This window comes from Paraburkholderia phytofirmans PsJN (genome assembly GCF_000020125.1).
Lineage (GTDB): Bacteria > Pseudomonadota > Gammaproteobacteria > Burkholderiales > Burkholderiaceae > Paraburkholderia > Paraburkholderia phytofirmans.
On the sequence record NC_010676.1, the window covers coordinates 2,100,039 to 2,126,639 of the forward strand.

Consider the following 26,601-nt stretch of genomic DNA (forward strand, 5'->3'; position numbering starts at 1 on the left):
ACGTTCGCGCGCAAGCGGCAGGGGCCGCTAGCGCCGCGCCGCCTTCGCGCACAAAAACCAGCTACGACGTGCTGCTCAACCGCCCCGCCTTTATCGCACCCGGCGCCGGTCCCACCGACTCACGCATCGTCACGCTCACCGGAAACTCGCGGAAAATCTCCCATGTGGTCCGGTAGCACTGATTGATCAGCCAGCGCACGGCATTCTGCGTCAATTCCGCAGTCGGAATATGGACCGAGGTGAGTCCGGGCGCGGCATACGGGGCCGAATAATCGTCGTCGTAACCGATCACCGAGACTTCGCCGGGCACCGAGATGCCCGCCTGGTGAAAACAGGCCAGCGCACTCACCGCCATCGTATCGTTCGCGCAGAACAGCCCAGTGAAACGGCGCTTCGCGCCGAGCAGTTTTTGCGCGGCCACATAGCCGCCTTCCGGTGAGAAGTCCGACTCGATCAGCGTGACGTCGTCGCGCGCAATGCCCTCGCGCGCCAATTCGGCGAAGAAGCCGTCCAGGCGCATCTGGTTGTCCGAAGAAGTGAAAGGCCCCGAAATCACCGCGATCTCGCGATGCCCGTGATCGAGCAGCGTGCGCGCCGCCAGTTCGCCGCCACGATGGTGGTCGGCGCAAAACGACGCTTCCGGCAACTGATCGAACGCGCGGTTCAGAAACACCATTTTCGGGTGCATCTTGTGAAGCATGATCAGGTCTTCGTCGTGCAGATCGTGGCTGATCACCACTACGCCGTCGCAATCGCGGCCGATCAGAAAGCGCACCGCCTCGATCGCCTGCTCGCGCGGCGAGACTTCTCCGCAGCCGGTCGCCACCACCACGTGACGGCGCACCGCGCGCAGTTCTTCGTCGGTCTGCTTGAGAATCGTGCCGTAGTAGGAGCCGAAAAACGTCGGCACGAAAATGCCGACCATGCCGAGCGACTGCGTGGCCATGGCCCGGCCGATGGAAGACGGACGAAAGTTCAACTGTTCGATGGCCGCCTTCACGCGGGCGGCGGCATCGGCTGAGATGGGTCCTTTACCGGAAATGGCGCGCGACGCGGTCGACATGCCCACGCCGGCCAGTGCCGCGACATCTTTGAGTGTTGCCACGCGGATCTCCGTCAAGCATGTTGTATTGTCAGTGACGCCGCGTGCCGGCGCTATAAACGCGCGCCGCCCGCTTCGTCGAACAGAGAGACATGGGTACTGTCGAACGAAAACGCCGCGGCGTCCCCTATCGCCAACGGTGTCTTCGTCTGGTCGATCGATGCGACCTGCACTCCATGATAGTCGAGCCAGATGACCCGGTGGTTGCCCATCGGCTCCACTAGCGAAACTTTTGCGTGTTCGCTCGCTCCTTCGGCCAGCCGCACGTCTTCGGCCCGCACGCCGAGCACGCACGGCAAGCCGTTCGCCGGCGTGGTCCTGAACGGGTACCTCGACACGTCGAGCCGCCAATGCTCCGTACAGAAGTGGAGCGCGCCGTCGCGTGTTTCGAGTCTGCCCTTGATCAGATTCATCGCGGGCGTGCCGAGGAACGTCGCGACGAACAGGTTGTCGGGGCGCGCGTAGACTTCGGCGGGCGTGCCGAACTGCTGGATCACGCCGCCGCGCATCACCGCCATGCGGGTAGCAAGCGTCATGGCCTCGACCTGATCGTGCGTGACGTAGATCATCGTCGCGCCCAGGCGCTGGTGCAGTTGCTTGAGTTCGCGGCGCAGTTCGGTGCGCAATTTGGCGTCGAGATTCGAGAGCGGTTCGTCGAACAGGAACACGTCGGCCTCGCGCACGATTGCCCGGCCGATCGCCACCCGCTGCCGTTGTCCGCCCGAGAGCTGCGCCGGTTTGCGCTTGAGCAGCGGCCCGAGTTGCAGCATCTCGGAGGCACGCGCCACGCGCCGCGCGATTTCCGCTTTCGGCGTACCGTTGATGCGCAAGGCAAACGACAGATTGCGCTCCACGCTCATGGTCGGATACAGCGCGTACGACTGGAACACCAGCGCGATGCGCCGGTCTTTCGGATCGGCCCAGGTCATGTCTTCGCCGGCAATCTCGATGCTGCCGTCGGTCACGTCGATCAAGCCGGCAATGCTGTGCAGCAAGGTCGATTTGCCGCAGCCGGACGGCCCGAGCAGCACGACGAATTCGCCGGCTTGCACGTCGAGATCGAGATTCTCGATCACCGTATTCGCGCCGAGTTGAATCGTCAGATTGCGCACGGCGACGTTGGCCGGATTCGTGAGGCCCGCGGCGTCCGCCGCATCGGGACTGCTCGCCACATCCGCCACGCCCACCCCACCCGCCATATCCGCCGCGTTCGCCATATTAGCCACGTTTGTCATCGCCCTATCCCTTGACAGCGCCGGATGCAATGCCGCGCACGAACCAGCGGCCCGAAACGAAGTACACCGCGAGCGGCACCATGGAGGTCAGAATGGTCGCCGCCATATTGACGTTATAGAGGCGCTCGCCGGTCGTCGTATTGATGATGTTGTTCAACTGCACCGTCATCGGCAGATTTTTGGTGCCGGCGAACACGAGGCCGAGAATGAAGTCGTTCCAGATGCCCGTGACCTGCATGATGACCGCCACCACGATGATCGGCGTGGACATGGGCAGCATCAGTTGCACGAAGATGCGCCAGAAGCCGCCGCCGTCGATGCGCGCCGCCTTGAACAGCTCCTGCGGAATCGACACGTAGTAGTTGCGGAACAGCAGTGTCATCACCGGCATGCCGAAGATGGTGTGAATCACCACGATGCCCGGCAGCGAGCTGAACAGATGCACGCTCGCCAGCACGCGCACGAGCGGATAGACCATCACCTGCACGGGAATGAACGCGCCCATCAGCAGCACGCCGAACAGCAGGCCGGCGCCGCGCGGCCGCCAGAACGACAAGGCGTAGCCGTTCACCGCGCCGATCGCGATCGACAGAATCGTGCTCGGCACGACAATACGCACCGAGTTCCAGAAACCGACCTGAATGCCGTTGCAATCGAGCCCCGTGCAGGCGGACTGCCACGCGGCGCTCCACGCGCTGAGCGTGAAATGCGTGGGAAATGCCAGCAGATTGCCGAGGCGGATCTCGTTCATCGGCTTAACCGAGGTGACGAGCATCACGTAGAGCGGCAGCAGGAAGAACAGCGCGGCCGTGAGCAGGAACGCGTAGACGCCGAGGCGCGCCGGAGTGAACGCCGTACGGCGGCGACGCGGCCGCGCGCGGCTCGGCGGCGTGCCGCCTTTGAGCGGCGGGCTGAGCGTGTTCATCACACCTCCTTACGCAGGGCCGCACGGCTGCGGGCATAGAAGAACGGCGCGAGAATCGCCAGCACGGTGGCCAGCAACACGATCGACGCCGCCGAAGCGAGCCCGATATTGGCGCGGCCGAACAGATAGTCCATGATGAACTTCGCCGGCACTTCGCTCGCCGTGCCGGGGCCGCCTTGCGTCATCGCGACCACCGCGTCGTAGAGCTTCACGACCATCACGAACAGCAGCACGAAAGCAGTGGAGATGGATGGCCCCAGCATCGGCACGACGATGCTGACGTAGACCCGCCAACGCGGAATGCCGTCGATGCGCGCGGCTTTCCACAACTCGTCGTCGATGCCGCGCAGGCCCGCCAGCAACAACGCCATCACCAGACCCGAGGCCTGCCACACGGTCGCGATCACGATGGTGTAAATCACCCAGTCCTGATCGACGATCCAGTCGAAACGCGCGTGTGCGAATCCGAGCTTGTGCAGCACGGCCTGCGCGCCCAGTTCCGGGTTCAGGATCCACTGCCACACGAGCCCCGTCGCCACGAACGACATTGCATACGGATAGAGAAACACCGTGCGCAACGCGCCTTCGGCGACCACGCGCTGATCGATGAAAATCGCCAGCAGCAAACCGATCACCATGCACGCCACGATAAAGCACGCGCCGTAGATCACGATGTTCTGCAACGACAGCAGCCAGCGGTCGTTATTGAAGAGCCGCGCGTATTGCGTGAAACCCGCGAAGTCGCCGGACGGAAATGTGCGCGAATTGCTGAGCGACACGCGCGCGGTCCAGACCATCGTGCCGAGATAGGCGAAGACGACGGTCATGACCATTGGCAGCAGCGCGAGCCACGCCGCAATCGGAAAGCGCTTTTTGAGCGGCTTTTTCAGCCGCATCCGATGGGCCTTGGACGACCCTCCGGCCGGCAACTTGAGCGCGTGCATGCCGCGCACCTAGCTCTTCAACGCACTGGCGAACGCTTTCTGCGCGTCGTCGACCGACTGGTTCTTGTTCCAGAAGTTAGTGACGACGTCGATCAAGGCGCCCTGCGTGTCAGGCGAGAGCAGCATTTCCGGATTCGGCAGCTGACGCGACTTGTCCTTCATGATCGCAATGCCCTCCTTCGCGCAGATGTCGAGACTGCTGCCGTCCACGTCGGGACGAATCGGAATCGAGCCTTTCTTCGCGCTGAATGCCACTTGCGCGGCCGGCGAGGTCATCACCGTGGCAAGCAGATTCTGCGCCTTGATCGTGGTGGGATTGTCCGTTTTCGGGAACACGAATACGTCGCCCGCGACCAGATACGGCGAATGCGGACCGAAACCCGGGAAGCAGCCGAAGTCCTTGCCCGCGCTCTGATTGGCCGCCGAGAATTCACCCTTGGCCCAGTCGCCCATGATCTGCACGCCCGCCTTGCCGGAAATCACGAGCGCCGTGGCGTCGTTCCAGTTGCGGCCGGGCGAACCGGGGTCGACGAAATCGTGCAGGCGTTTGAACGAGGCCAGCACTTTCTTGAACGCGTCCGACTTCACGGCGTTCATGTCGCGATCGCGATACACCTTCATGTAGAGATCGGGGCCTCCCACGTCCGCCAGCACCGCGTCGAAGGTGATTTTCTCCTGCCAGGGCTGGCCGCCGAGCGCGAGCGGAATCACGCCCGCGGTTTTCAGCTTGCCGAGATCGGCGATGAACTCGTCATAGCTCTTCGGCTCGCCAGCGATGCCCGCTTTCTGGAACACCGGCTTCGAGTAGAAGAACCACGCCGGCATATGGATATCGACAGGCGCGGCGTAGTAATGTCCCTTCACCTTGATGCTGTCGATAATCGACTGCGGGAACACGCCGTTCCAGTTCTCTTTCGCGGCGACGTCGTCGACATTGTTGAGCAGGCCCTGATCGATCAGGTCGTGAAACTGCTTGGACGTATTGAACTGCGCAGCCGTGGGTGGATCTCCGCCCACGATCCGGTTGATCGCCGTGGAGCGCGCCTGATCGGCTCCCGCCACCGCGTTGTCGACCCACTGCCCGCCGGCCTTGTTATACGCATCGGCAAACTGGCGAATCGCGGCCGACTCGCCGCCCGAGGTCCACCAGTGAATCACGTTGGCCTTCAACGGCTCCGCCTGCGCGACGACGCCATACAACGCCAGCGCCGCAACCACGCCTCGCAAGACCAGTTTTTTGCTGTTCATTCCGTCTCCTCTCGATCATGCAACCAACTTGCGCCAAGCCCAGGCGCCCGTGTTTCAAGTCGACATACAAACCAGCTTTCACCTGCTATTCAGTGCGTGCCTTGCGCTCCTTCAGGAATTTCGACACCAGATTCGCGCTGCGCTTGATCGTGCGTTTCTGGGTCGCGTAATCGACATGCACGATACCAAAGCGCCGTTCGTATCCGAAGGCCCACTCGAAGTTGTCCATCAGCGACCAGAGAAAATAGCCGCGAATCTCAACGCCTGCCTTGATCGCCTGATCGACCGCGGAGAGATGGCGTTTGAGGAACGAGATGCGCTGGCTGTCCTCCACCTGGCCGTCGATCACCTTGTCGTCCGAGGCCATGCCGTTTTCGGTGATGTAGATTGGCGGCAGGTTCGCATACGTGGCCTTGAAACCGGTCAGCAGATCGCGCAGGCCGTCCGGATACACCTCCCAACCCATCTGCGTGCGCTCGACACCTTCTAGCGGCACGTCCCTGAAACCATGCGCGCCGTCGCTCGCGACATTCGTGCGGAAATAATAGTTGATGCCGAGGAAGTCCAGCGGCGCGGCAATGGTTTGCATGTCGCCGTCGAGCACCAGCGGCTCCGTGCCCGGCCACAACTCAAACAGATCCTGCGGGTAGCTGCCCTTGAGGAGCGGATCGAGAATCCAAGCGTTGTGCTGCACCTCGAACAGATGCGCCGCGCGTTGATCGGCGGCGCTCTCGCTGTTGGCCGTGCCGCGTCCGATATTGGCGACGATGCCGACTTGCGACGCCGGATCGTTGGCGCGCAACACCGGCACCGCAAGACCATGCGCCAGCAGCAGATGATGCATGGCCTGCGTGGCGTAACGGGCGTCGGCGAGTCCCGGCGCGTGGTGGCCGTTACCGTAGCCGAGATACGCCGAACACCACGGCTCGTTGAGCGTCATCCATGCGTCAACGCTGCCGGCCAGTTCGCGGCTCATCAGGTCGGCGTAATCGGCGAAACGGTAGGCGGTATCGCGATTGAGCCAGCCGCCGCAATCTTCAAGATGCTGCGGCAAGTCCCAGTGATACAGCGTGACGAAGGTCGTGATGCCCTTCTCTTTCAGCCGCGCCAGCAGGCGCTTGTAGAAGTCGAGCCCTTTGCGGTTCGGCGCGCCGGCCGCGTCCATCACGCGTGGCCAGGCGATCGAGAGCCGGTAGGCTTCGAGGCCGAGGCCGGCCAGCAGATCGACGTCGGCTTGCCAGCGATGATAGTGATCGCAGGCCACCGCGCCGGTGTCGCCGGCCAGCACCTTGCCGGGCTTCGCCGAGAACGTGTCCCAGATGGACGGCAGGCGGCCGTCTTCGTTCACCGCGCCTTCGATCTGATAAGAAGCGGTAGCCGCGCCGAGCAGAAAGCTCTTGCGCCACAGCGACGAGTCTGCGGGCGGCGTGAAAGGATCGGCGAGTGATGGGGAACGGGGAGACAGAGCGTCGGATACAGCGGATGCGTCGTTTGCCACGGATTCCTCGCTGAGGTCGTTGAACCGGGTACGGCGGAAGCCAGAACGCTCACGCCTGAGAGCTGGGTGGAAGCGCTTCCACAAGACCTGCGAACGATAGCAGCGGCGGATTCGACACAGCAATCAGGGTTTGTCTGGAGCGATGCCTGGCACGCCCGGCGCGGCGATGCACCGGGCATTGCGACAGCCTTGGCGAGAGGCGGTGCGAATGTGTTGCAAGCGTGGTGTTGCAAGCGTGGCGGGCGCAATCTCACGCGCCGCAGGCGCGATGCGATCTCACGGCTTCGCGCTCAGGTTGAACGCACCGTTGTCGTAGGCGTCGCAGTAGGTTTTCCAGTCCGCCGCCACCTGCGCCTCGCACTGCGTCGCGATTCCCAACAACGGCACTTGCCAGTCCTGGCGATTGCCGAACGCGATCAGATCGTCGGCGATCGACGACTTCTGCCGCCCGCCGCTGCGCAGATGCGCCCACGCACTCAACTCGGCCATGCTGCTGACCACCGCTTCGAGACGCGGCAGCTTGCCGTCCCAGTCGCTCAAGGCCACGCGATCTTCCGAAGGTTGCAGGCTGCGCAGCACATACGAACGCTGATTGAATTCGACCGCATGCAGGAACGCCTGCGAGACCGCCTGATTGCGCCGCTGAATTTCGACGACGCGTTGCGCTTCTGTCTGCCACGCCGGTTGTGGCGTGCTCACGTGCGGTGTCACGGAAGAAGGCAGCGCCTCTTTCAGATCGATCAGATAGTTGCCGTCAGGCGAGCCTTTGCCTTCGACGAGAATCACGTAACGATCCACGCCGAGGCTCCCCGTGCCGGCAATGCGCCGCGCCACGTCGAGAATGCGGAAGAAATCAGGATTGGGCTCGCCCGCGGCAAACTTCTGCATGAACTGCGTGACGGCGGCACGCTGCGCGTCGCTGACCGCCAGCGCTTTTTTGCCGTCCACTTTCAGCATGCGGGTCTTGCCTTTGAGCACCGTGCGCCGGTCCAGATGCGCCGCCCGCGTGCGGCTTGCAAGCGCGACGAACAGATCGCGCACCATGCCGGTTGCAGTTTCCGCTTCGATCCAGCGCGCCTTGCCATGCGCCAGCGCCGCGCCATATTTTTCCAGCGCGGTGTGGCACAGCCCCAGCGCCTGCGCGCGGCTCAGCTTGAGATCGCTCGCGCCGACCAGCACGCTCGTCAACAGACGCACCAGTTCGTAGAGATTCGGCGCGAGGCAGGCTTCGTCGAAGTCGTTGTTGTCGAAGTAGATGAGCCGGTTGTCGCCCTTGTAGCTGCCGAAATTTTCCAGATGCATGTCGCCGCAGATCCACACCGGCGGCGCGTCGTCGAACACCTTGTCGCGCGGCAGGCGCTCGTAAAACAGGTGACACGTGCCGCGCAAAAACACGAACGGCGACGTGCGCATGGCTTTGTATTTCATCGCGAGCCGTTCGGGATCGCGACCGGCGTTAAAGCTGGCGATCGTGCTGACGATATCGAGCATGAGTTTCCTTTGAATGCGGGCAAGTTGCGCATTGCCGCGACCGAGGGCGCAGGCCGCGCGGCGCGGCGCCCCACTGTTCGACAGTAGACCACAGCGCGACATGTCGACGCCCGCTCATGGTATCGACCTTCGACAGTGCTTGCGCGTCGTGCGCGTCGTGACGCTAGGCCGATTCGCGCGCGCCGAACCTCTTGCGGTACGCACCCGGACTCGTCAACGCAATGCGCCGGAAGTGCCGCCGCAACGATTCCTCGGAACCGAAGCCCGCCAGTTCCGCGACGCGCGCCATCGGCAGCGGCGCGGGCGCTTCGAGCAGATCGCGCGCAATGGCCACGCGTTCGCGTACGAGCCATTCATAAGGCGCCATGCCGGTGGCATCGTGAAACTGCCGCTGCAGGGTGCGCGGGCTCATCGCCGCCCGCTCGGCGAGCGAGCGCAACGTATGCGGCAAAGCGGGATGGCTGCGCACCCAGTCCATCAGGCTGGACAGACGCCCGCTGTCGTCCTGCGGCATGGGACGCTGCACAAACTGCGCGTGGCCGCCCTCGCGATGCGGCGGCACCACGAGCCGCTGCGCGACCCGGTTCGCCACCGCGCTGCCGTGGTCGCGCCGCACCAGATGCAGCAGCATGTCGAGCCCCGCCGCCGAACCCGCCGAGGTGATGATCTGCCCTTCGTCGACATACAGCGCGTCCGGTTGCACGTGCAATTGCGGGTAGCGCTGCTGCAATTTGTCGGCATAGCGCCAGTGGGTCGTCACGGCCTTGCCGTCGAGCACGCCCGCCGCCGCGAGCACGAACACGCCGGAGCAGATCGAACAGAGACGCGCGCCGCGCGCGTAGGCGGCGCGGATTTTCTTCAGGAGCGGTTCGGGCGGCATTTCGTCGGCATCGCGCCAGCCGGGAATGACGATCGTGTCGGCGCGCTCCAGCAGCTTGAGCGTATAAGGCGCGGCAAGCGTGATGCCGCCCGCCGCCCGGATCGGCCCCGGCTCGCTTGCGCAGACCGCAAAGCGATACCAGTCCACGCCAAGTTCAGGGCGCTCGAGCGCGAACAGTTCGGTCACGCAGCCGAATTCGAAGGTGCAGAGCCGGTCGTAAGCCAGCGCGACGACGAGATGATTGTGCATGGCGTGATGTTACCGGAGATCGATGATCCCGCCACACTCATCCGGCGTGGCGCGCAATGCCACGATCAAGCCGCCTGATGTGCCTGCACGACCGAAGGCAAAGACGACGAAAACGAAGTCAATCGAGAGCGAGCGGATCGCGCCGAGGCAACGTCTCATCGACCATAGCCAGCTGGAACCCCTCGTCGAGCCAACCCGTAATGCCGCCGATCATTACCTTGACGGGTCGGCCGAGCTGGGCGAGCCTGATTGCGGCGCGTGTCGCTCCGTTGCAATGAGGGCCCGCGCAATAGGTGACGAAAAGCGTATCGGGCGAATAGGCGGCGAGCTTCGACGCCACGATCTTGCCGTGCATGAGATTCACTGCGCCTGGCACATGGCCGCGCGAGAAATGCTGCGGACCGCGCACGTCGAGCAGGATGAAATCGACTGAACGCGGGTCGTCGCTCGTGAGCGCCGCGTGGACGTCGGCACAATCGGTTTCGAACGACAGCGACGCGCTGAAGTGGGCGAGCGCCGAGGCGCTGTCGGCGGGCGGTACGGATGAGACAGGGGACATATGTATCTCCTTGTGCGTGGATCATTGCAATGCATTGTCCCGGTCTCATGCACAGTCAGCCAGTGGCGCGAATGACATATTCCGGTAACATCGCGCCACGGCGCCATCCGCTTTAAAGCTCATCACAGCGTGCTCGTGCGCAGCAGTCATACCGAGTGTCCGCATGTCGAACTCGAGGGCTGGCACGTTTCCGATCTCCCCAACCGGCCGCTCCGGCGGCGATGCCACGGCTAGCGGATTAACAGCACCGCGTCTCCGTCTCATTCAAGCAACGCCGCACAGCGTTTTTATCGGCCGCGCACAAGCCGGAATCATCCGACAGGCCTTATCGCACGGCGATTTTGACTGCGATATGACAAGCGCGAAAAATATGCAGGACGCCGTACCATGCTGGAAACGAATATTGCTTTCGAGCGCAAATTAATACACTGCGATGAAGGACCGATTACGTTGTCGTTCACCGGAGGCGCTCGTGAAAAGAATTGCCACTATCTGTGCTATTTCTGGAGTACTTGCGACATCGGGCAGCGTTCATGCGCAGAGCTCGGTGACGCTTTACGGCCTGATCGACGCAGGTCTGATGTACACCAACAATGTATCGAAGAGCGGCTCGCACGGAGCGCTCGTACAGGCCACGAGCGGCAACATCAACGGGAGCCGCTTCGGCATGCGCGGCGCGGAAGACCTCGGCGGCGGGCTGAAGGCAATTTTCGTGCTGGAGAACGGTTTTAACGTTCAAAACGGCAAATTGGGGCAAGACGGCCGGATGTTCGGACGGCAGGCGTATGTGGGCCTCAGCGCCACGCAATTCGGCGCCGTGACTCTCGGGCGGCAATACGACTCGCTGGTCGATTTCGTTGCGCCTTTGTCCGCCACTGCCGGGACTTTCGGCGACACCGGTTTCGCGCATCCGTTCGACAACGACAACCTGAACCACTCGGTACGGATCAATAACGCGGTCAAATACACGAGCGTCAACTATGCGGGTCTGACATTCGGTGGCATGTATGCCTTTTCGAACAACACCAGCTTTGCTGTGAATCGTGCCTACAGTGCCGGCGTCAGTTATGCCTTCGGGCCTTTGACGGCCGCTGCCGGTTATTTGCAGATCAACGGCTCGACGAACACCACTTCGAGCAGTTCGGGGGCGGTCGATATCGGCGAATCGGCTGCGAATGGCAGTGGCGGATTTAACCTGGGTGCGGACGTTCAGCGTACCGTGGGCGCTGCGCTCAACTACAAATTCGGCCCGGCTGCAGTCGGCTTTGTCTACACTCACAGCCAGTTTCAAGGGACCACGTCGTTCGGCCAGACGAACGTCGGCAACAGCGGCACGATGCGCTTCGATAACTATGAATTGAACGCCAAGTACGCGCTTACGCCTGCTATCAATCTCGGCATTGCCGACACCTATACCGACGGCCACGTGGGCAATGGCAGCAACACCGCATACGGCTCGGATCCGAAATGGAACCAGGTTAACCTGCAAGCCGTATATTTGCTGTCGAAACGCACGGACGTTTATGTCGAAGGCATGTATCAGCACGTGATCGGCCACAACTATGTGGCGTTTATTAACACTGCGGGCGGCGCCTCTGGGACTTCCAATCAGGTTGTCGCCACCGTCGGTTTGCGCACCCGTTTCTAGATACCTTTTGCGCGGTTTTTTGACGACCCCCGCCTGCGCGGCGGGTCGTGCCGCCACACAACGGCCAGGGGCCGGCAAAAGCGAACCTAGCCGAGTATCGGATGCGAAGTGCCCGGTATAGGGCGGCCACGGTTATCGGTCGGGACGAGTTGCGTCTGAAACGCGACGAACAGCGCCTGAAACTTGCCATCAACCTCCACGATGACCGCGCCGTCCTGAAACGTGCCGTTTTCGGAGGAATGGTCTTTCATCTTGCTGCCTGGCTGCGGTTTCGGATTCCCCTGATTCATGTGCGTCTCGTGCAGACCGTCCTTCTGCGGTTCGAAGAGAAAGCCGAATCCATAAATCGTCACATTGGTGGTCGGCTTCCATCCCCGGCGATTGTCGCTATAGCCTGGCGTCGGATAGACGAATTCGACGGGCGCCGCGGACATATCCAGCTTGAGCATCTCGTTGAGCAGAGCGTTGATGTCGTTGTGTTCCGTCTTCGTGTCCAGCGGGATTGGACGCATGGTGCTCAGATCGACGAGCCTCGGGTCGTGGACGTAGTCCAGCTTCGGGAAGCCCGAGGTGCTTACTCCGGCTGACAACTTCTGAAGGTCGGCGATCAAGGGGTGATCGAAATACTGATTCCATGCGTAGAGCACCAGATATCCCGCTGCGCCGGTCAGGGAGCTGTCCGATTTGACGTTCGTGACGATGCGGAACTCTTTGCCGCTCGAATCCTCGCTGACGATCACATAGTGCGGATCGCCCTTGTAACCGTCGAGGAACGGGACACCAAGTTTCAACTTGCCCTTGAAAAGCACATATTCGTTTTGCGCCATCACATCGTCTCCCGAGTAGGCCAGAACAAATTGTAGGTGTGAAATGTGACAGCGCCGGCCGTCTGGTCGCCGGCGCGCCGGCGAGCCGGCCGAAGCCAATCGGCAACATATTGAGAATCAATTAAATAAAAACCTCGAACTGTCGATAACAAGTTCAGCCGCTTCCCTTTTGCGGTTGGACTATACATGCAGAGCTCATACAATTTTTGGCTGGTCACCATCTCACTCGTCGTCGCGACGTTGGCGTCGTACACGGCGCTCGACCTGACCGGCCGCATTTTCCTGCTGGCGTCGGCGCGGCTGCGACACGCCTGGCGGCTGGGCGGCGCCGCCGCGCTCGGCGTCGGCATCTGGTCGATGCACTTCATCGCGATGCTCGCCTTTTCGCTGCCGATTCCGCTCGGCTACGACTTTGCGACGACCGCCGCGTCGCTCGGGCTCGCGATCGGCGCCTCCTATCTGGCCCTGTACGTCACGACTCTGCAGCGGCTCACGCCGGGCCGCCTGCTGGCGGGTGGCGTGCTGATGGGCTTCGGCATTGCCGGCATGCACTACACCGGCATGGCGGCCTTGCAGATGGCGCCAGGCATCCGCTATCAGCCGGGGTGGTTCGCGGCCTCGCTCGCGATCGCCATCGGCGCATCGACCGCCGCGTTGTGGATGGCCCGCGCGCTCAGCAACGACGGCGCGCGCCACGTCGTGCGTAAGCGTCTGGGGGCGGCGCTCGTGATGGGCGTGGCGATCAGCGGCATGCATTACACGGCCATGGCCGCCGCCGACTTTGTGCCGGGCGCCATCTGCGGCGCGGCCAAAGGCGTGAACGCCACGTGGCTCGCGACCTCCGTGATCCTGCTCACCTTTGCCATTCTGACGGTCACGCTGATGCTGTCGCGCTTCGACGCGCGCAACGCCTTGCTGATCGGCGCGGTGTCCAGGCTGAACGGCCAGATCGTGCGGCTCGCCACGCTCGACACACTGACCGGCCTGCCGAACCGCAGCACGCTGACCGACCGCATCGAGCGCGCGATCCTCAGCGCGCGGCGGCAGCGCACGCTGTTCGCGATCCTCTTCATGGACCTCGACGGCTTCAAGACCATCAACGATTCGCTCGGTCACTCGGTCGGCGATCAGGTTCTGACGGCGTTCGCGCAGCGCCTGCTGCAATGTGTACGCGAGACCGACACCGTCGCGCGGCTGGGCGGCGACGAATTCGTGGTGCTGGCCGAAAACCTCGGTTCGCGCGAAGACGCCAGCGCGCTCGCGGAAGGCGTGCTCGAGCGCATGCGCCTCGGCGTGTGGACCGACTCGCAGCCGCTGCAGGTCATGCCGAGCATCGGCATCGCCCTCTATCCGCACGACGGCGACTCCGTCGAGACGCTGCTCAAGCACGCCGACGCGGCCATGTACGAGGCCAAACGCGCGGGCCGCAGCACTTATCGCTTCTTCGAGCGCAGCATGAACGAGGCCGCCACGCGCACGCTGCAGATCCAGAACGCGTTGCACGACGCGCTCGCCGCCGGCCATTTCTCGCTGCACTTCCAGCCCAAGTTTCACGGCAACGGCAACTCGCTGGCGGGCGCCGAAGCGCTGATCCGTTTGCATCACCCGCAACTCGGCGCGCTGACGCCGCTCGAGTTCATTCCGATCGCCGAGCGCTCGGGGCAGATCGTGCAGATCGGCTACTGGGTCGTGCGCGAAACCTGCCGGCAGATTCGCCGATGGGTCTCGCAGGGGCTGCCGGCGATGAAAGTGGCGATCAATCTGTCGCCGCGCCAGTTGCTGCAGCCGAACCTCGTCGCGAGCATGCTCGCGATCGTCGAGGCCGAAGGCGTGGCCTGCGAGCAGATCATGTTCGAGATCACCGAAACCGTGGCCATGCAGGACGCGCCCAAGACCATCGAAATGATCCGCGAATTCCAGGCAAGCGGCTTCGAGATCGCGATCGACGACTTCGGCACCGGCTATTCGAGCCTCGCCTATCTGCAGCGTTTTCGCGTCAAACAACTGAAGATCGACCGCTTCTTCACCAACGGCCTCGACGCGCACGGCCCGGAAGGCAGCGCGATCGTGTCCGCGATCATCGCCCTTGCGCATTCGCTGGAAATGGATGTGGTGGCCGAGGGCGTCGAAACCGAATCGCAACTCGGCATGCTCAAGACGATGCGGTGCGACGAGATGCAGGGTTTCCTGCTCGGCAAGCCGCTCGGCGCCGACGACTTCGCCAACCTGCTGCGCGAGAGAATGGTGGCCGCGTAAAGCCGACGATCGTCTGAAACGCGCCCCGCGCCACGGTCATGCGGCTGGCCGCGCCGCCACCGGCGCCGGCACTGAATCCCGTTTTACGAGCGAACAATAACAGGCAGGTCAGGTGCTGGAGAGTTCATGAAATTCGATGTAGCGACGTTTACTTCGTTGTGGTTGATCACGTTTCTGTGCTGCGCCTTGCTCACGACCGCGCTCTCGCGCATGTTCACGCGCGTGAGCGCGTTCCGCTTCTGGGCGGTCGGTTTCTATCTGCTCGCCGCGTCGTCGGCCTGCTTCACCCTGCATCTCACCTGGCGTCACGACGCGCTGCTGATCGCCACCGCGACGCTCGCGCTGCAAAGCCGCACGCTGATCTGGGCCGGCACACGCGAACTGTTCGGCGCGACGGCACCGTGGCGCGCCGGTCTGGCCGTCACCGCCGTGTTCTGCACGCTCTATGCCGGCGCGCTGATCTTCAAAGTGCCGACCGTGTTGCGCGCGGTCCTGCTCGCGCTGTTTTTTCTGCCGGTCCGCGCCGCCACGCTGTATGAAGTATGCCGCCGGCGCCGTCCGCACTTGGGGCCCGCGCGTCTGATCGCGATGATCGGCGGCACGATCGTTACGCTCAACACTATCGTGCCGCTCGTGCTCGTGCTGCTCGACCGCGCCAATCTGTCGCTGCTGCTCGGCAATCCGCGGACCACGTCGGCGCTGTACGCCGTGGTTTTCGCGGGCGACCTGCTGCTGGCGAGCGGCCTGATCGTGCTGGCTTTCAAACTGCAGATCGTCGAGCGGGACATGCTCGCCACGCTCGAACGCGGTGCTCTGGAACGTCTCGCCGCGAACCGCGAATTGCGCGCGCAACGCGATGGGCGCCCCGTGCCCGGTGACCCGCTTGGCCACGACACGCCGACACCGCGCCAGTCGCTGCCGGGAACGGTCTGATTCGCCGGCGGGGCGCGGCGGCGCCTAACCGGCCTTGCGCTCGTCGAAGGCGCTGTCGGCCACCGACACCAGAAGCGGCGTCGCCGCCTGCGCCGCGTCGCGCTTGGTGAGCTTGCCGTCCACCGAGGCGCCGCAATCCATCCGCAACTGCTGGTAGTAGATGTTGCCGGTCACGTGCGCATTGCTTTGCAACTCGACGAAGTGATCCGCAATCACGTCGCCGACGATCCGGCCGTTGATCACGACGTCGTAGCCGTGCACGCTGCCTTCGATCGAGCCACGGTCGCTCAGGACCAGAAGCGTCTGGCCGCCCGGCTCGCCGCTGACGTTGCCCGTCACGTGGCCGTCCATGCGCAGGCCGTCGCTGAACTGCAGGTCGCCGGTGATTCGCACGTCGTGCGCGATCAGGGTGGCGAGCTTGGTCTGCTGGATGCCCGCGGTTTTCTTCTTGTTGAACATTCTGGTTTTCCTGGAAATGAAAAGGTTCGTCGCGTGATGCTGGGCGTGGCGATGAGGCGGGGAGCGGTTGGTGCGGTTGGGTTGCTTTGATTGCTTTGCCGTTTGCCGTTTGCCGTTTGCCGTTTGCGGTTTGCGGTTTGCGGTTTGCGGTTTGCGGTTAGCCTATTTCGCCCGGTTACCGGCGCAACGCCGCAGCGGATGCCGACGTCCGGCCTTTGCTCTGACCTCGCAGAAACTGCAATTCCGCGTTGAGCCGCGCCACCTCGGCCGCGGCGCTGTCCGCCGCTTTCTGCACCGCGGCGCGCGCCGCCGTCTCTTGCGCCAGCGCGAGCCGCGCGCGGGTCAACTCGCTCTGCTTCGTTGCTTCGTCGACGGGCGCTGGACTGCACCGCGCCGGCGGCATACCGGCGCGCCTCGCGTGCCAGGCCGTGAGCGCCGCCGCGCCCGCACAGGCGCACAGGACGCACACCACGGCCCACACTGTCACGCGAAACACCAGCGAGCGCGCGGGCCGAAGCGTGTAGGCGCGGTGAGTCAGACTGGCCGCGTCGCGTGGAAAGCGCCGCTCAGCCATGAGCCGTCGGCGCAAAGAGCGCGAGGTAGGCCGCCGGGTTGACCGGCGCGCCGTCGACGAGAACTTCGAAATGCAGATGCGGGCCAGTGGAACGGCCGGTCGAGCCGACATCGGCGATGTACTGCCGCGGCAGCACCAGATCACCGACATGCACGACGATCCGCGACGCATGGCCGTAGCGAGTCATGAGCCCGTTGCCGTGATCGATTTCAACCGCGTTGCCATAGCCCGATTTCTCGCCAGCGTAGACCACGCGCCCGCCCGCGGCCGCCAGAATCGCCGTGCCGGTTTTAGCGACCAGATCGAGCCCCGGATGAAAGCTCAACCGATGTGTGAACGGATCGGTCCGATTGCCGAACGGCGACCCGAAGCGCGCGCCGTCGGCCGGCATGCGGCCCGGAAAGGCGGCGTACGCGACGGCGTGCTCGGCGGTCTGCCGTTCGAGCGCCGAGAGGGTCGCGGCCAGGCAATCGAGTTGCTGGCCGGTGCGTTCGGCATCGGCATGGCGGCCCAGCAAGGGCGCGAGGTCGCTACAGCGGCGCGGCGGCAAAGCTGGGCCGCCCTCGCCTTCGTCTTCGCCTTCGCCGTCAGTGGCGGAGGTGTCCGGTTCGGAAGCTGCAGACGCCGCACCCCATGCGGCGCGCGCCGCCGATGCGCGCGGCGCGGGCCGCGGCGTGTTCAGGCGCGCCTCGAAATCGCGCAAGTCGCCAACCTGCGCCGTGAGTCGCGCGATGCGCGGTTCGATCTGCGCCATCGACGCGTTCAGCTTGCCGAGTTGGTCGATTGCATAGTCGTGCTCGACGCGGACCGCCGCTTGATCGCCGGACCCGTGGCGCGCGGACCAGTGCGCACCGATCGCGGCGCCCACGGCGAGCGCCAGCACGGCCGTGCCGCCGGCCGCGCCCAAGGCGAGCGTCAATGCGGTACGGCGCGTGACGAAACTGACCGAGCCGCTGGCCAGCTGACTGCCGGCGCGAAACGCGGAAGCCATCAGCGGCTCCTCGCGCGTGCCGGGTTCGCAGCGAGCACCCGGCCGCGCGCGGCACGACGCATGCAAGAAGCCGGCAACGCGCAAGGCGCGCTGGTCGTGCGACACGTGCCAGGCGATTGCACCCGGCTCCACTCGATTGCCAAGCCAGCGTCGCGCGGCCGCCCGCGCGCAGCGCGACGCACGCAAGAAGCCGGCAACTCGCCGGCCGTGCGACACGGACCGGGCGCTTGCAAACACGACAGAAGATCAGCAAAAGGGGCTAACTGCATACGCCATCGACCGGATACGCGCCGGTCGCGATAAGGACAGAGGGCGCCGATTATCCCCTGGCATCACGAAGCATCATCTCAAATACGGGACGATAGGACGATGTGCCACGCACGGCGCGAATGCCGGCCACCGTACGCCCCCGTTTCGCCATGAGCGCCCGCTCAGACCATTACTTCGGTCTCCTGCGGCTCGCTCCGTTCGCGTTCGGCCAGCCCTTCGAGCCGCTCGATCAGCGCACCGCTGGCGCGCGTCATCGGCATGCGCAACTCGTCGCGTATCAGGCCCTGCGCGGCCAGTAAGGCCTTGACCGGAGCGGGATTCGGTTCGACGAACAGCGCCTCGATCAACGGCGCGAGCGCGTGGAAAATGCGCCGACCGTCGGCGAGCCGCCCTGCCGCGAGCGCGCGATACATCTCGACAAAGCGCTCGGGCCGCACATGCGCGGACGCCGCGATCGCCCCACTGCCGCCCAGGCACAAAGTGTTGAAAATATTGATGTCCTCGCCGGCAAGCACCTGCAAGCGAGCGTCGCGGATCAGCGCGAGCGTGGTGTCGAGCGAACCGGCGCAATCCTTCACCGCCTGAATCCGCGGATGCGTCGCGAGCGCGAGCAGCGTGTCGAGTTCAAGCCGCACTCCCGTTCGATACGGAATGTCGTACAGCACGACCGGCTTCTCGCTGGCATCGGCCAGCGCCATGAAGTGCGCGACGATGCCCGCCTGCGAAGGCCGGATGTAATACGGCGCGGCCATCAGCACGCCGGCAAGCGGCAGCGCGTTTAGTTGCCCGATGCGCACGCGCATGCTCGCCGTGTGATTGCCCGACACGCCGGCCACCACCGGCAGCGCTTGCCCATCCCGCGCGAGATGGGCGGCGGACTGCGCTTCGTCGAGAATCGTCGCCAGCACGGCGTCCTGTTCGGCGGCGTCGAGCGCGGCGGGTTCGCCGGTCGTGCCGAGCGCCACCAGCCCGGCGATGCCTGCGCCGGTATAGCGGCGCACCAGCGCGCGCAGGGCGGCGTGATCGACGGCGCCGTCGGCGAACGGCGTGATGAGCGGAACCCAGATACCCGAAAAAATAGACATGTCTTTACCTCGATGACGACCGTATCGATTCCGTCAGGCGGTGCGAGGGAGGAAAGACAGGAAATTGCCCAGGCGGGCGTTGACCGGCTGTTCCGTCGCACATCTGACGGAACAGCGAGCTCCGGTCAGATGAGCGGCTGTTTTTTGGCTTTGGCGCCGGCGTTCGAACCCCGCGCGCGTGCGGCAACCACGCTCGCGTGAGCGAGACGTGCGGAGGTCGACGGGCGGAGTCTGAGCGTAGGGCCGGAATGCATGAGACGCAGTGTAACCGCGGCCGGCGCGGCTTGGCAAAGTCCATCGCGAAATTGCTTGACTTCTGCCGCAGGAAAACTAATATACGCACCGCGTACATCAGCCCGCCATCCCCTCTTCCGCCAGGTGCCCCATGAGCGTCCCGCAACAAGCCTTCCTACGCGATGCGATGCGTCGCCTGAACATGACGCGCGACACGTTCGCGAGCCGCATCGGCGTGTCACGCCGGGCGCTCGACACATGGCTGCTGCCGGACGACTCGCAGGAATCGCGGGCCATGCCGGAGATTGTCGAGCGCTTCGTGTCGGAAATCGTGGTGCATGGCGAGCCGGGCGAAAAATATACGCAAAGCGTAGACTCACAGTCGCTCGCCAGCCAGATGCTGTTCGAGGGGAAGCCGCAGTTGCTCTCGGTGGATCAATTCTCGCGCGACTCGGTGGAAGCGCTGTTTCGCGTGGCCGACATCATGCAGCCGATCGCCCGGCGCCGCAAAATCTCCCGCGTGCTGGAAGGCGCGGTGCTCGGCAACCTGTTCTTCGAGGCCAGCACGCGCACCCGCGTGAGCTTCGGCGCGGCGTTCTGCCGGTTGGGCGGCTCTGTTTGCGACACCACCGGCTTCACGTTTTCGTCGATGGCCAAGGGCGAGTCGATCTACGACACCAGCCGCGTCATGAGCGGCTACGTGGACGCGCTGGTGATCCGCCATCCGGAGCAAGGCTCGGTGGCCGAATTCGCGCGCGCCACCAACGTGCCGGTGATCAACGGCGGCGACGGCCCCGGCGAGCACCCGAGCCAGGCGCTGCTCGACCTGTACACGATTCAGCGCGAGTTCTCGCGCCTGGGCAAGATCGTCGACGGCGCACATATCGCGCTGGTCGGCGACCTCAAATACGGGCGCACCGTGCACTCGCTTGTCAAGCTGCTGGCGCTGCACCGCGGCATCAAGTTCACGCTGATCTCGCCGCCCATGCTCGAAATGCCGAGCTATATCATCGAGCAGATCTCGCGTAACGATCACGTGATCGAGCAGACCACCGACCTGACCACTGGGCTGCGCGGCGCCGACGTGGTGTATGCCACGCGCATCCAGAAAGAGCGCTTCACCGACGAATCGTTCGAAGGCTACACGCCCGATTTCCAGATCAACCAGGCACTGGTGGATAGCGTATGCGGCGCCGACACGCTGATCATGCACCCGCTGCCGCGCGACAGCCGGCCAGGCGCGAACGATCTGAGCGTGGACCTGAATCACGACTCACGGCTGGCGATCTTCCGGCAAACCGACAACGGCATTCCGGTGCGGATGGCGATTTTCGCGGTGCTGCTGGGTGTCGAGAAACTGGTCCAGCATTCCATGCGCGATGCGGCATGGCGCCCGCCCGCCTATCTCGGTCCGGACGATGCGGTGTTTCACGGCATCGATTGATGGATCATCGGGCGGCTTTTGAAACCGCCCCACTGCACAGAGCACAGCCTCATCAAGCCGCGGCGGTTGGCGCCGCGGCCCCGTTGCGCTTGAACGCCCCGGCGAAAAACAGCACCTGGTACTGCACCGCGTTGGCCCAGTACTGCCAGGTGTGACCGCCGGGCCGCTCCGCGTAGTCGTGCGGCACGCCGAGTTCGACGAGCCGCTCGTGCAGAGTACGGTTCGATTGCACCAGCGAGTCGTTCACCCCGCAGTCGATCGTGAGCGCGATATGCGCATTGCCGAAACTGCGCGCATTCTCGACGATCGCCTCGTTGTTCCAGAAGTCGGCGTGCCGCATCGGATCGCCGAATACCTGGTCGATGCCGGGCTCATCCTCGCAGCCACGCGGATCCACCGCGCCGCTGATGCTGCCGGCAGCGCCGAACTCATCCGGCCGGTCCAGCGCGATATGCAAGGCGCCGAAACCGCCCATGCTCAAGCCGGTAATCGCGCGCCCCTGACGTGTCGCGATCGTGCGGAAATGCGCGTCCACGTAACTCACCACCTCGGTGCCGACATACGTTTCGTAACGGCTGTGCGGATCGACCGGACTGTCGATGTACCAGCTTTCGTGGCCGCCGTCGGGCATCACGAGTATCACGTGATAGCGGTCGGCTAACTTGCCGATCTGCGAATTCGTGGTCCAGTCGGTGTAGTCGCCGCCCGAGCCGTGCAGCAGATAGACGACCGGAAAGCGGTCAGCCGCCTTGCCGCGCGCATATTGATCGGGCAGCACGACGGTCGCTTCGAGCGACTTATGCATGGCCGCGCTCGGAATGACGACGACCCGCGATTGAAACGCCCAGGCGGGCGCCGTAAAAAGCAGCGTCAGAATGAGCCAGAACGTACGAGCTTTATTCATGGTTTGTCGCGCTTCCCTTTCCAGAAGTCCGAAGAAAACTGTCCGGCATACGGCGGCAAAATTCTGTCGACGACTCTAGCAATGGCGACTTACAACCAAATTTCAGCGAAACATACGATCTCATTAGCTTGGCGTGGCGGCAGGAGGCGCGCCTTTCTGTATGAAAGATCTGCTACGCGCGCGCCGTCAATGATGGCCGCGAGGTAGACCCAGCCTTCCGCTGTCGTCAGCTACGGGTGAGTAGACCGCAGGAATTGCACCCGCGGCCCCTCGCGGAATCGGACGTGAACCTCTCGATTCATCCGGCTCTCATCATCCAGCCAATGGCAAACATCCCGGTTTCTACCAGACGGCAACCCGGTGCTTTCAGGCGTCACGCACAACAGTCAATTAGAACTTGTGTCGAATTCCCTCGCGCACGACCGCCGCATGATCGTTGCGCACCCTTATGCCTTCGTCACGCTGGCCGGACGGACCCAGTCGCCCGTGCTTGAAAAGGTTCTAGCGTTCTGCACGGAACTGGTCGCTCAGAAAATAAAGATTGCGAGCCTCACTTCGCGGTAAAGAGCGCGTCGAGACGCCAGCGCTTCCTGACGATAGGCGATTCCACAATCACGTAGCTGAAGTACGTCTGGATCCCGATGTCGCGCTCGACCAGCCCCTCAATCACGCTGTGGTAGTGGGCGATGTCGCGCGTCACGAACTTGAGCAGATAGTCGTAGCCGCCCGTTGCGTGATGGCACTCCATGATCTCGTCGATGTCGCGAATGGCGTCGATAAAACGCACGAAGTCTTCGCGGCGGTGATCCGCGAGTGTGATCTTGGCGAACACGATCTGGACATCGCCGAGCTTCTCGATCTTCAACAACGCGCCGTAACCCGCGATGAAGCCGGCCGTCTCGAGCCGTTTGACGCGCGTGAGGCACGGGCTGGGCGACAGTCCAACAGCGTCGGACAGTTCCACGTTGGTCATGCGGCCGCGCATTTGCAGTTCGGCGAGAATGCGCAAGTCCAGCCGGTCGAGCGTGCAATCCGTTTTCATCCCCGCCCTGCCTCCTTTCCGTCAGGCGCCTCCATACGAGCGCCTCGGCGTAGTCCACGATCGCAATAGTAGCCCGACATGTACGCCCGACGATAAGACGATCCTGCTATTTGTTCCCGATTTTGCATCGCGTCCCGCCTCGCCGCAGGAACTGCCGTGAACCCCCTCCACAACGGGTAAAAACCTGTTTTTTTCCGTCTTCAATTCGGTGTAGTAGCGAAGTCATTCCCGTTTAAATTTCATCTACCGACATTTCCATCGGTGCTTGCCCGAACCGGTGTGCGGCAAGCCCTTCATTCAAGAGTCCCTTGGGATTCGTCACTCATCGAGACTGAAGACATGATCGACTTCGAGCCGAAATTCATCACGTTCGACTGCTACGGCACCCTCGTCAACTTTCGCATGGCCGACATGGCGCGCGAAATCTACGGGAACCGCCTCCACGGCGACGCGCTGGAAAACTTCGTCAAGCTGTTCGCCGCCTATCGCCGCGACGAAGTGCTCGGCGCCTGGAAACCCTACCGCCAGGTCGTCCTGAACGCCGTGCGCCGCACCTGCGAACGCACGGGCGTGCCGTTCGCCGAAAGCGAGGCCGAAAAGTTCTACCTGGCAGTGCCGACATGGGGCCCGCATCCGGACGTCCCGGAAGGTCTCTCGCGCCTCGCGAAGAAATACAAGCTGGTTGGCCTGACCAACGCGGACAACGCGCAGATCGCGAGCAACATCGAAAAGCTCGGGGCTCCGTTTCACGCCGTCATCACGGCCGAAGATGCCCAGGCCTACAAGCCGCGCATGCAAGGCTTCGAATACATGTTCAAGAAGCTCGACGTGCAGCCTCACGAAATCCTGCACGTCTCGTCGAGCCCGCGCTATGACCTGATGACCGCGCACGATCTCGGCATCGTGCACAAGGCGCACGTGCTGCGCGGCCATGAACCGGAAGCGCCGGAATACGGTTATACGGCGGTCCGGAGCATCGTCGAATTGGCCGAGCAGCTTGGCCTGTAAGCGATGTGCGCCTCCTTGACCGCCGCCGTGTTCGACGGCGGCAGGGGATTCGCATCGCGCGACCGATCCGACGTCTGTCCCCAGCTCGACAGCGCGTCGGAAACGTCCTGCCCTACTGCAGTCCACTCTTCTCGCGCCGTATTGCCCATGTTCACGCCCAGCACTTCTGCAAGCTTATGCACAACGTCCGCCGTTGCGCTCGATACCCTGTTGGGGAGCAGCCTGTCGGTCGGCTTTTCACGCCTGAATACATTCGATGCGCTCGCGATCACCCGCCGTGTTTACGGCATCGACGGCGCGGCTACACGGTTTGCAACCGAGAAGGACGACACGTTCCGCATCGACGCAAGCGACGGCGCGCGCTACGTACTGAAAATCTCGAACCCCGGCGAGACGCCCGAAGAACTCGACTTGCAGGTCGCCGCGATGCGCCATGTTGCCGCCGTCGCGCCGGACTTGCCGGTGCCGCGCGTGCTGCCGGGTATCGACGGGCAATTCGTCGTACCCGTGACGTCGCCCGCGCAGCCGTATCGTACGGCGAGGCTCTATAGCTACCTCGAAGGCATGCCGCTGGACGCGCTGCGCGGGCGCGCGGTCGATCATTACGCGATCGGTGAGATGCTGGCGCGACTGCAGGCGGCCATGGCCAGTTTCCGCCATCCGCACGAGCACCGCGTACTCGCGTGGGACGTCAAGCATCTGGCGAGTCTAACGGGGCTGCAAACACATATCGCCGATCCCTCGCATCGCGCCTTTATCGCGGAGGCGTTCGCACGCTTCGCCGCGATCGAGCCGGCCCTGCGGCACTGTCCCGCTCAGGTCGTACACAACGACTTCAACCGCTCGAATATCGTCGCCAATCCGAGCGGCCGGGACTTCGTCAGCGGAATCATCGACTTCGGCGACACCGTGCACACGGCGGTAGCGATCGACGTCGCCACGGCGGTAATGAACCAGTTTCCGCTCGACTTCGATGCCGACGGCCCGCACGACCTGTTCGCCGACGCGCGCGACCTGCTGCGCGGCTATCTCGCACATGCCGAACTCAGCCGCGACGAAGTGCTGCTGATTCCGCACCTGGCCATGGCGCGCGTCGCGGCGCGAGCGTTGCTGACTTCATGGCGCGCCATGCTGTTCCCGGAAAACGAAGGCTACATCCTGCGTTTCACACGGCCGGGATGGGAGCATTTGCGCTGGTTCATGCAGCGCGACCCTGAGACTGTTTCCAACGCCTTGCTCTAGTTCTTCCATCGCACCGCTCACCTCACCGATCCTGACCGCCCTATGAATACCACCACGTCGCAGCCGGCTGCACAAATCGAGGCCGCCGGTAGCAGCAAATCCCACGACGCACTGCGCGGCGACATGCCGAACGGCTTCGATCCGGCGTCGCTCGATCACCTCGACGCCGGCACGCAACGGCACATTGCGCGCCGCTTACGGCTGCTCAGTCCGTCGTATCGATTGTTCTACGCCGAGCCCGTCAAGATCGTGCGCGGCGAGAAGGTCTATCTGTACGACGACCAGGGCAACGACTATCTCGATGCCTACAACAACGTCGTCTGCGTCGGACATGCCAATCCGCGCATCGTCGATGCCGTCACCCGCCAGCTCTCGACGCTCTGCACGCATACCCGTTACATGCAGGAGCCGATCCTCGACTACGCCGAGGACCTGCTCTCGACGTTCAACACGTCGATCCGCGCGGGCCAGATGATGTTCACCTGCACCGGCTCCGAGGCCAACGACCTGGCCACGCGCATCGCGATGCAGTACGCCGGCAAGACCGGCGTGATCGTGACCAGTGAGGCCTATCACGGCAACTCGCATCTCACCTCGAGCTTTTCGCCCTCGCTGGGCCGCAGGGCTTTGCTGGGCCCCTATGTGCGCACGGTGCCGGCTCCCGACTCGTACAGAATGACGCCGTCGGAGATCGGTCAGCGCATGGCCGCACAGGTTGCGTTGCAGATCGAGGACATCCGCCGTCATGGCGGCGGTCTGGCGGCGTTCATCGCCGATTCGTTCTTCTCGTCGGATGGCGTATTCGCCCACCCGACCGATGTACTCGCACCGGTAGCCGAGGTGGTGCGCCGCGCCGGCGGGCTGTTCATCGCGGACGAGGTGCAGTCCGGCTTCGGGCGCAGCGGCACGCATATGTGGGGGCATGAGCGCCATGGCGTCGTGCCCGACATCGTCACGCTCGGCAAACCGATGGGCAACGGCTATCCGGTGGCGGGCCTGGTCGTGCGTCCCGAGGTCGTCGCGGGCTTCGGGCAGGACATGCGCTACTTCAACACCTTCGGCGGCAATTCGGTCGCGATCGCGGCCGCGCAGGCCACGCTCGACGTGTTGCGCGACGAGCACGTGCTCGACAACGCGCAGCGGGTCGGCGCGATCCTGGCCGAGGGCTTGAACGCATTGGCAAGGAAATACGAATGCATCGGCGACGTGCGCGGCACGGGCCTGTATTTCGGCGTCGAGATCGTGCGTGACCGCGCGAAGAAGGACACGGACATCGCGACGGCGCTCAAGATCGTCAACGGCTTGCGCCAGCGGCGCGTGCTGATTTCCGCGACCGGGCCGGACGCGAGTGTGCTGAAGATACGCCCGCCGCTGGTCTTTGGCGCTAACGATGCCGACCGCCTGTTGACGGAGTTGGATACGGTGCTTGCCGCACTGTGATCGCTAGCGAACGGTCTGACGCGAGCACGTTGCCCGCGCATAAGTCCCGGCAGTCCACCAGCCCCCCGACAAGCGTATTTGCATTAACCGGTCTTTAACGTCCGCTTGTTGGA

At 63.7% G+C, this 26,601-nt stretch carries 23 protein-coding genes; 7 read left to right on the top strand and 16 right to left on the bottom strand.

The features are described from left to right. Positions 1-61 precede the first annotated feature (61 nt). The 9 genes from BPHYT_RS29170 to BPHYT_RS29210 all read right to left on the bottom strand — a co-directional run bounded on the left by BPHYT_RS29170 (position 62) and on the right by BPHYT_RS29210 (position 10,131). The gene (locus BPHYT_RS29170) at positions 62-1,105 is read right to left on the bottom strand and encodes a LacI family DNA-binding transcriptional regulator (protein ID WP_012427726.1); all 1,044 of its coding nucleotides are present in this window, start codon (positions 1,103-1,105) and stop codon (positions 62-64) included. A gap of 50 nt (positions 1,106-1,155) precedes the next feature. Continuing rightward, positions 1,156-2,337, bottom strand: a complete 1,182-nt coding sequence (locus tag BPHYT_RS29175) for an ABC transporter ATP-binding protein (protein WP_012427727.1) — start codon at positions 2,335-2,337, stop codon at positions 1,156-1,158. Between the two features lie 4 nt (positions 2,338-2,341). Further along, the gene (locus BPHYT_RS29180) at positions 2,342-3,262 is read right to left on the bottom strand and encodes a carbohydrate ABC transporter permease (RefSeq protein ID WP_012427728.1); all 921 of its coding nucleotides are present in this window, start codon (positions 3,260-3,262) and stop codon (positions 2,342-2,344) included. Further along, positions 3,262-4,206: a carbohydrate ABC transporter permease gene (locus BPHYT_RS29185; RefSeq protein ID WP_012427729.1), complete on the bottom strand. Its 945-nt coding sequence runs from the start codon at positions 4,204-4,206 to the stop codon at positions 3,262-3,264. The genes BPHYT_RS29180 and BPHYT_RS29185 overlap by 1 nt, the downstream gene beginning before the upstream one ends. A gap of 9 nt (positions 4,207-4,215) precedes the next feature. After that, positions 4,216-5,454 carry an ABC transporter substrate-binding protein gene (locus BPHYT_RS29190; protein WP_012427730.1) on the bottom strand — a complete coding sequence of 413 codons (1,239 nt, stop codon included), beginning with the start codon at positions 5,452-5,454 and terminating at the stop codon, positions 4,216-4,218. A gap of 85 nt (positions 5,455-5,539) precedes the next feature. Beyond that, a complete protein-coding gene (locus BPHYT_RS29195; protein WP_012427731.1) occupies positions 5,540-6,952 on the bottom strand; it encodes a GH1 family beta-glucosidase in 1,413 nt (470 codons plus the stop codon). A 276-nt stretch (positions 6,953-7,228) separates the two neighbouring features. Continuing rightward, the gene (locus BPHYT_RS29200) at positions 7,229-8,443 is read right to left on the bottom strand and encodes a DUF2252 domain-containing protein (RefSeq protein WP_012427732.1); all 1,215 of its coding nucleotides are present in this window, start codon (positions 8,441-8,443) and stop codon (positions 7,229-7,231) included. A 163-nt stretch (positions 8,444-8,606) separates the two neighbouring features. Then, on the bottom strand, positions 8,607-9,572 hold the full coding sequence (gene ftrA, locus BPHYT_RS29205) for a transcriptional regulator FtrA (protein ID WP_012427733.1): 966 nt from the start codon (positions 9,570-9,572) through the stop codon (positions 8,607-8,609). A gap of 118 nt (positions 9,573-9,690) precedes the next feature. Beyond that, the gene (locus BPHYT_RS29210) at positions 9,691-10,131 is read right to left on the bottom strand and encodes a rhodanese-like domain-containing protein (protein WP_012427734.1); all 441 of its coding nucleotides are present in this window, start codon (positions 10,129-10,131) and stop codon (positions 9,691-9,693) included. A gap of 433 nt (positions 10,132-10,564) precedes the next feature. Here BPHYT_RS29210 and BPHYT_RS29215 point away from each other — a divergent pair, with 433 nt between their 5' ends. Beyond that, positions 10,565-11,779: a porin gene (locus tag BPHYT_RS29215; RefSeq protein WP_238535683.1), complete on the top strand. Its 1,215-nt coding sequence runs from the start codon at positions 10,565-10,567 to the stop codon at positions 11,777-11,779. 86 nt (positions 11,780-11,865) lie between these two features. Here the strand turns inward: BPHYT_RS29215 and BPHYT_RS29220 are convergent, their stop codons facing one another. Next, on the bottom strand, positions 11,866-12,606 hold the full coding sequence (locus BPHYT_RS29220; RefSeq protein ID WP_012427736.1) for a DUF2278 family protein: 741 nt from the start codon (positions 12,604-12,606) through the stop codon (positions 11,866-11,868). A 186-nt stretch (positions 12,607-12,792) separates the two neighbouring features. Here BPHYT_RS29220 and BPHYT_RS29225 point away from each other — a divergent pair, with 186 nt between their 5' ends. Next, positions 12,793-14,862, top strand: coding sequence for a putative bifunctional diguanylate cyclase/phosphodiesterase (locus tag BPHYT_RS29225; protein WP_012427737.1), 2,070 nt, complete (start codon positions 12,793-12,795; stop codon positions 14,860-14,862). 126 nt (positions 14,863-14,988) lie between these two features. Then, a complete protein-coding gene (locus BPHYT_RS29230) occupies positions 14,989-15,795 on the top strand; it encodes a hypothetical protein (RefSeq protein ID WP_012427738.1) in 807 nt (268 codons plus the stop codon). Between the two features lie 24 nt (positions 15,796-15,819). Here the strand turns inward: BPHYT_RS29230 and BPHYT_RS29235 are convergent, their stop codons facing one another. The 4 genes from BPHYT_RS29235 to dapA form a co-directional block, all read right to left on the bottom strand. Further along, on the bottom strand, positions 15,820-16,254 hold the full coding sequence (locus tag BPHYT_RS29235) for a bactofilin family protein (protein WP_012427739.1): 435 nt from the start codon (positions 16,252-16,254) through the stop codon (positions 15,820-15,822). Between the two features lie 175 nt (positions 16,255-16,429). Continuing rightward, positions 16,430-16,828 (bottom strand): hypothetical protein, encoded by a 399-nt coding sequence (locus BPHYT_RS29240; protein WP_012427740.1) that lies wholly within the window; start codon positions 16,826-16,828, stop codon positions 16,430-16,432. Continuing rightward, entirely contained in the window at positions 16,821-17,819 is a 999-nt protein-coding gene (locus BPHYT_RS29245; RefSeq protein ID WP_012427741.1) for a M23 family metallopeptidase, read from the bottom strand. The genes BPHYT_RS29240 and BPHYT_RS29245 overlap by 8 nt, the downstream gene beginning before the upstream one ends. Before the next feature lie 431 nt (positions 17,820-18,250). Next, entirely contained in the window at positions 18,251-19,174 is a 924-nt protein-coding gene (gene dapA / locus BPHYT_RS29250) for a 4-hydroxy-tetrahydrodipicolinate synthase (RefSeq protein ID WP_012427742.1), read from the bottom strand. Positions 19,175-19,559: 385 nt separating this feature from the next. Between dapA and BPHYT_RS29255 the strand changes: the two genes are divergently transcribed. Next, on the top strand, positions 19,560-20,852 hold the full coding sequence (locus BPHYT_RS29255) for an aspartate carbamoyltransferase (RefSeq protein WP_012427743.1): 1,293 nt from the start codon (positions 19,560-19,562) through the stop codon (positions 20,850-20,852). A 52-nt stretch (positions 20,853-20,904) separates the two neighbouring features. Here BPHYT_RS29255 and BPHYT_RS29260 read toward each other — a convergent pair whose 3' ends face one another. Both BPHYT_RS29260 and BPHYT_RS29265 read right to left on the bottom strand, forming a co-directional pair. Then, entirely contained in the window at positions 20,905-21,756 is an 852-nt protein-coding gene (locus tag BPHYT_RS29260) for an alpha/beta hydrolase (protein ID WP_012427744.1), read from the bottom strand. A 550-nt stretch (positions 21,757-22,306) separates the two neighbouring features. Further along, positions 22,307-22,798, bottom strand: a complete 492-nt coding sequence (locus BPHYT_RS29265; RefSeq protein WP_012427745.1) for an Lrp/AsnC family transcriptional regulator — start codon at positions 22,796-22,798, stop codon at positions 22,307-22,309. 339 nt (positions 22,799-23,137) lie between these two features. On the opposite strand from BPHYT_RS29265, the gene BPHYT_RS29270 reads away from it, so the two are divergent. From BPHYT_RS29270 to BPHYT_RS29280, 3 genes are all read left to right on the top strand, one after another. After that, positions 23,138-23,806, top strand: a complete 669-nt coding sequence (locus BPHYT_RS29270; protein ID WP_012427746.1) for a haloacid dehalogenase type II — start codon at positions 23,138-23,140, stop codon at positions 23,804-23,806. A gap of 210 nt (positions 23,807-24,016) precedes the next feature. After that, a complete protein-coding gene (locus BPHYT_RS29275; RefSeq protein ID WP_202945185.1) occupies positions 24,017-25,048 on the top strand; it encodes a phosphotransferase in 1,032 nt (343 codons plus the stop codon). 123 nt (positions 25,049-25,171) lie between these two features. Continuing rightward, complete coding sequence (locus tag BPHYT_RS29280; protein WP_049869479.1) at positions 25,172-26,488, top strand: aspartate aminotransferase family protein; 1,317 nt, start codon at positions 25,172-25,174, stop codon at positions 26,486-26,488. Positions 26,489-26,601: the final 113 nt, after the last annotated feature.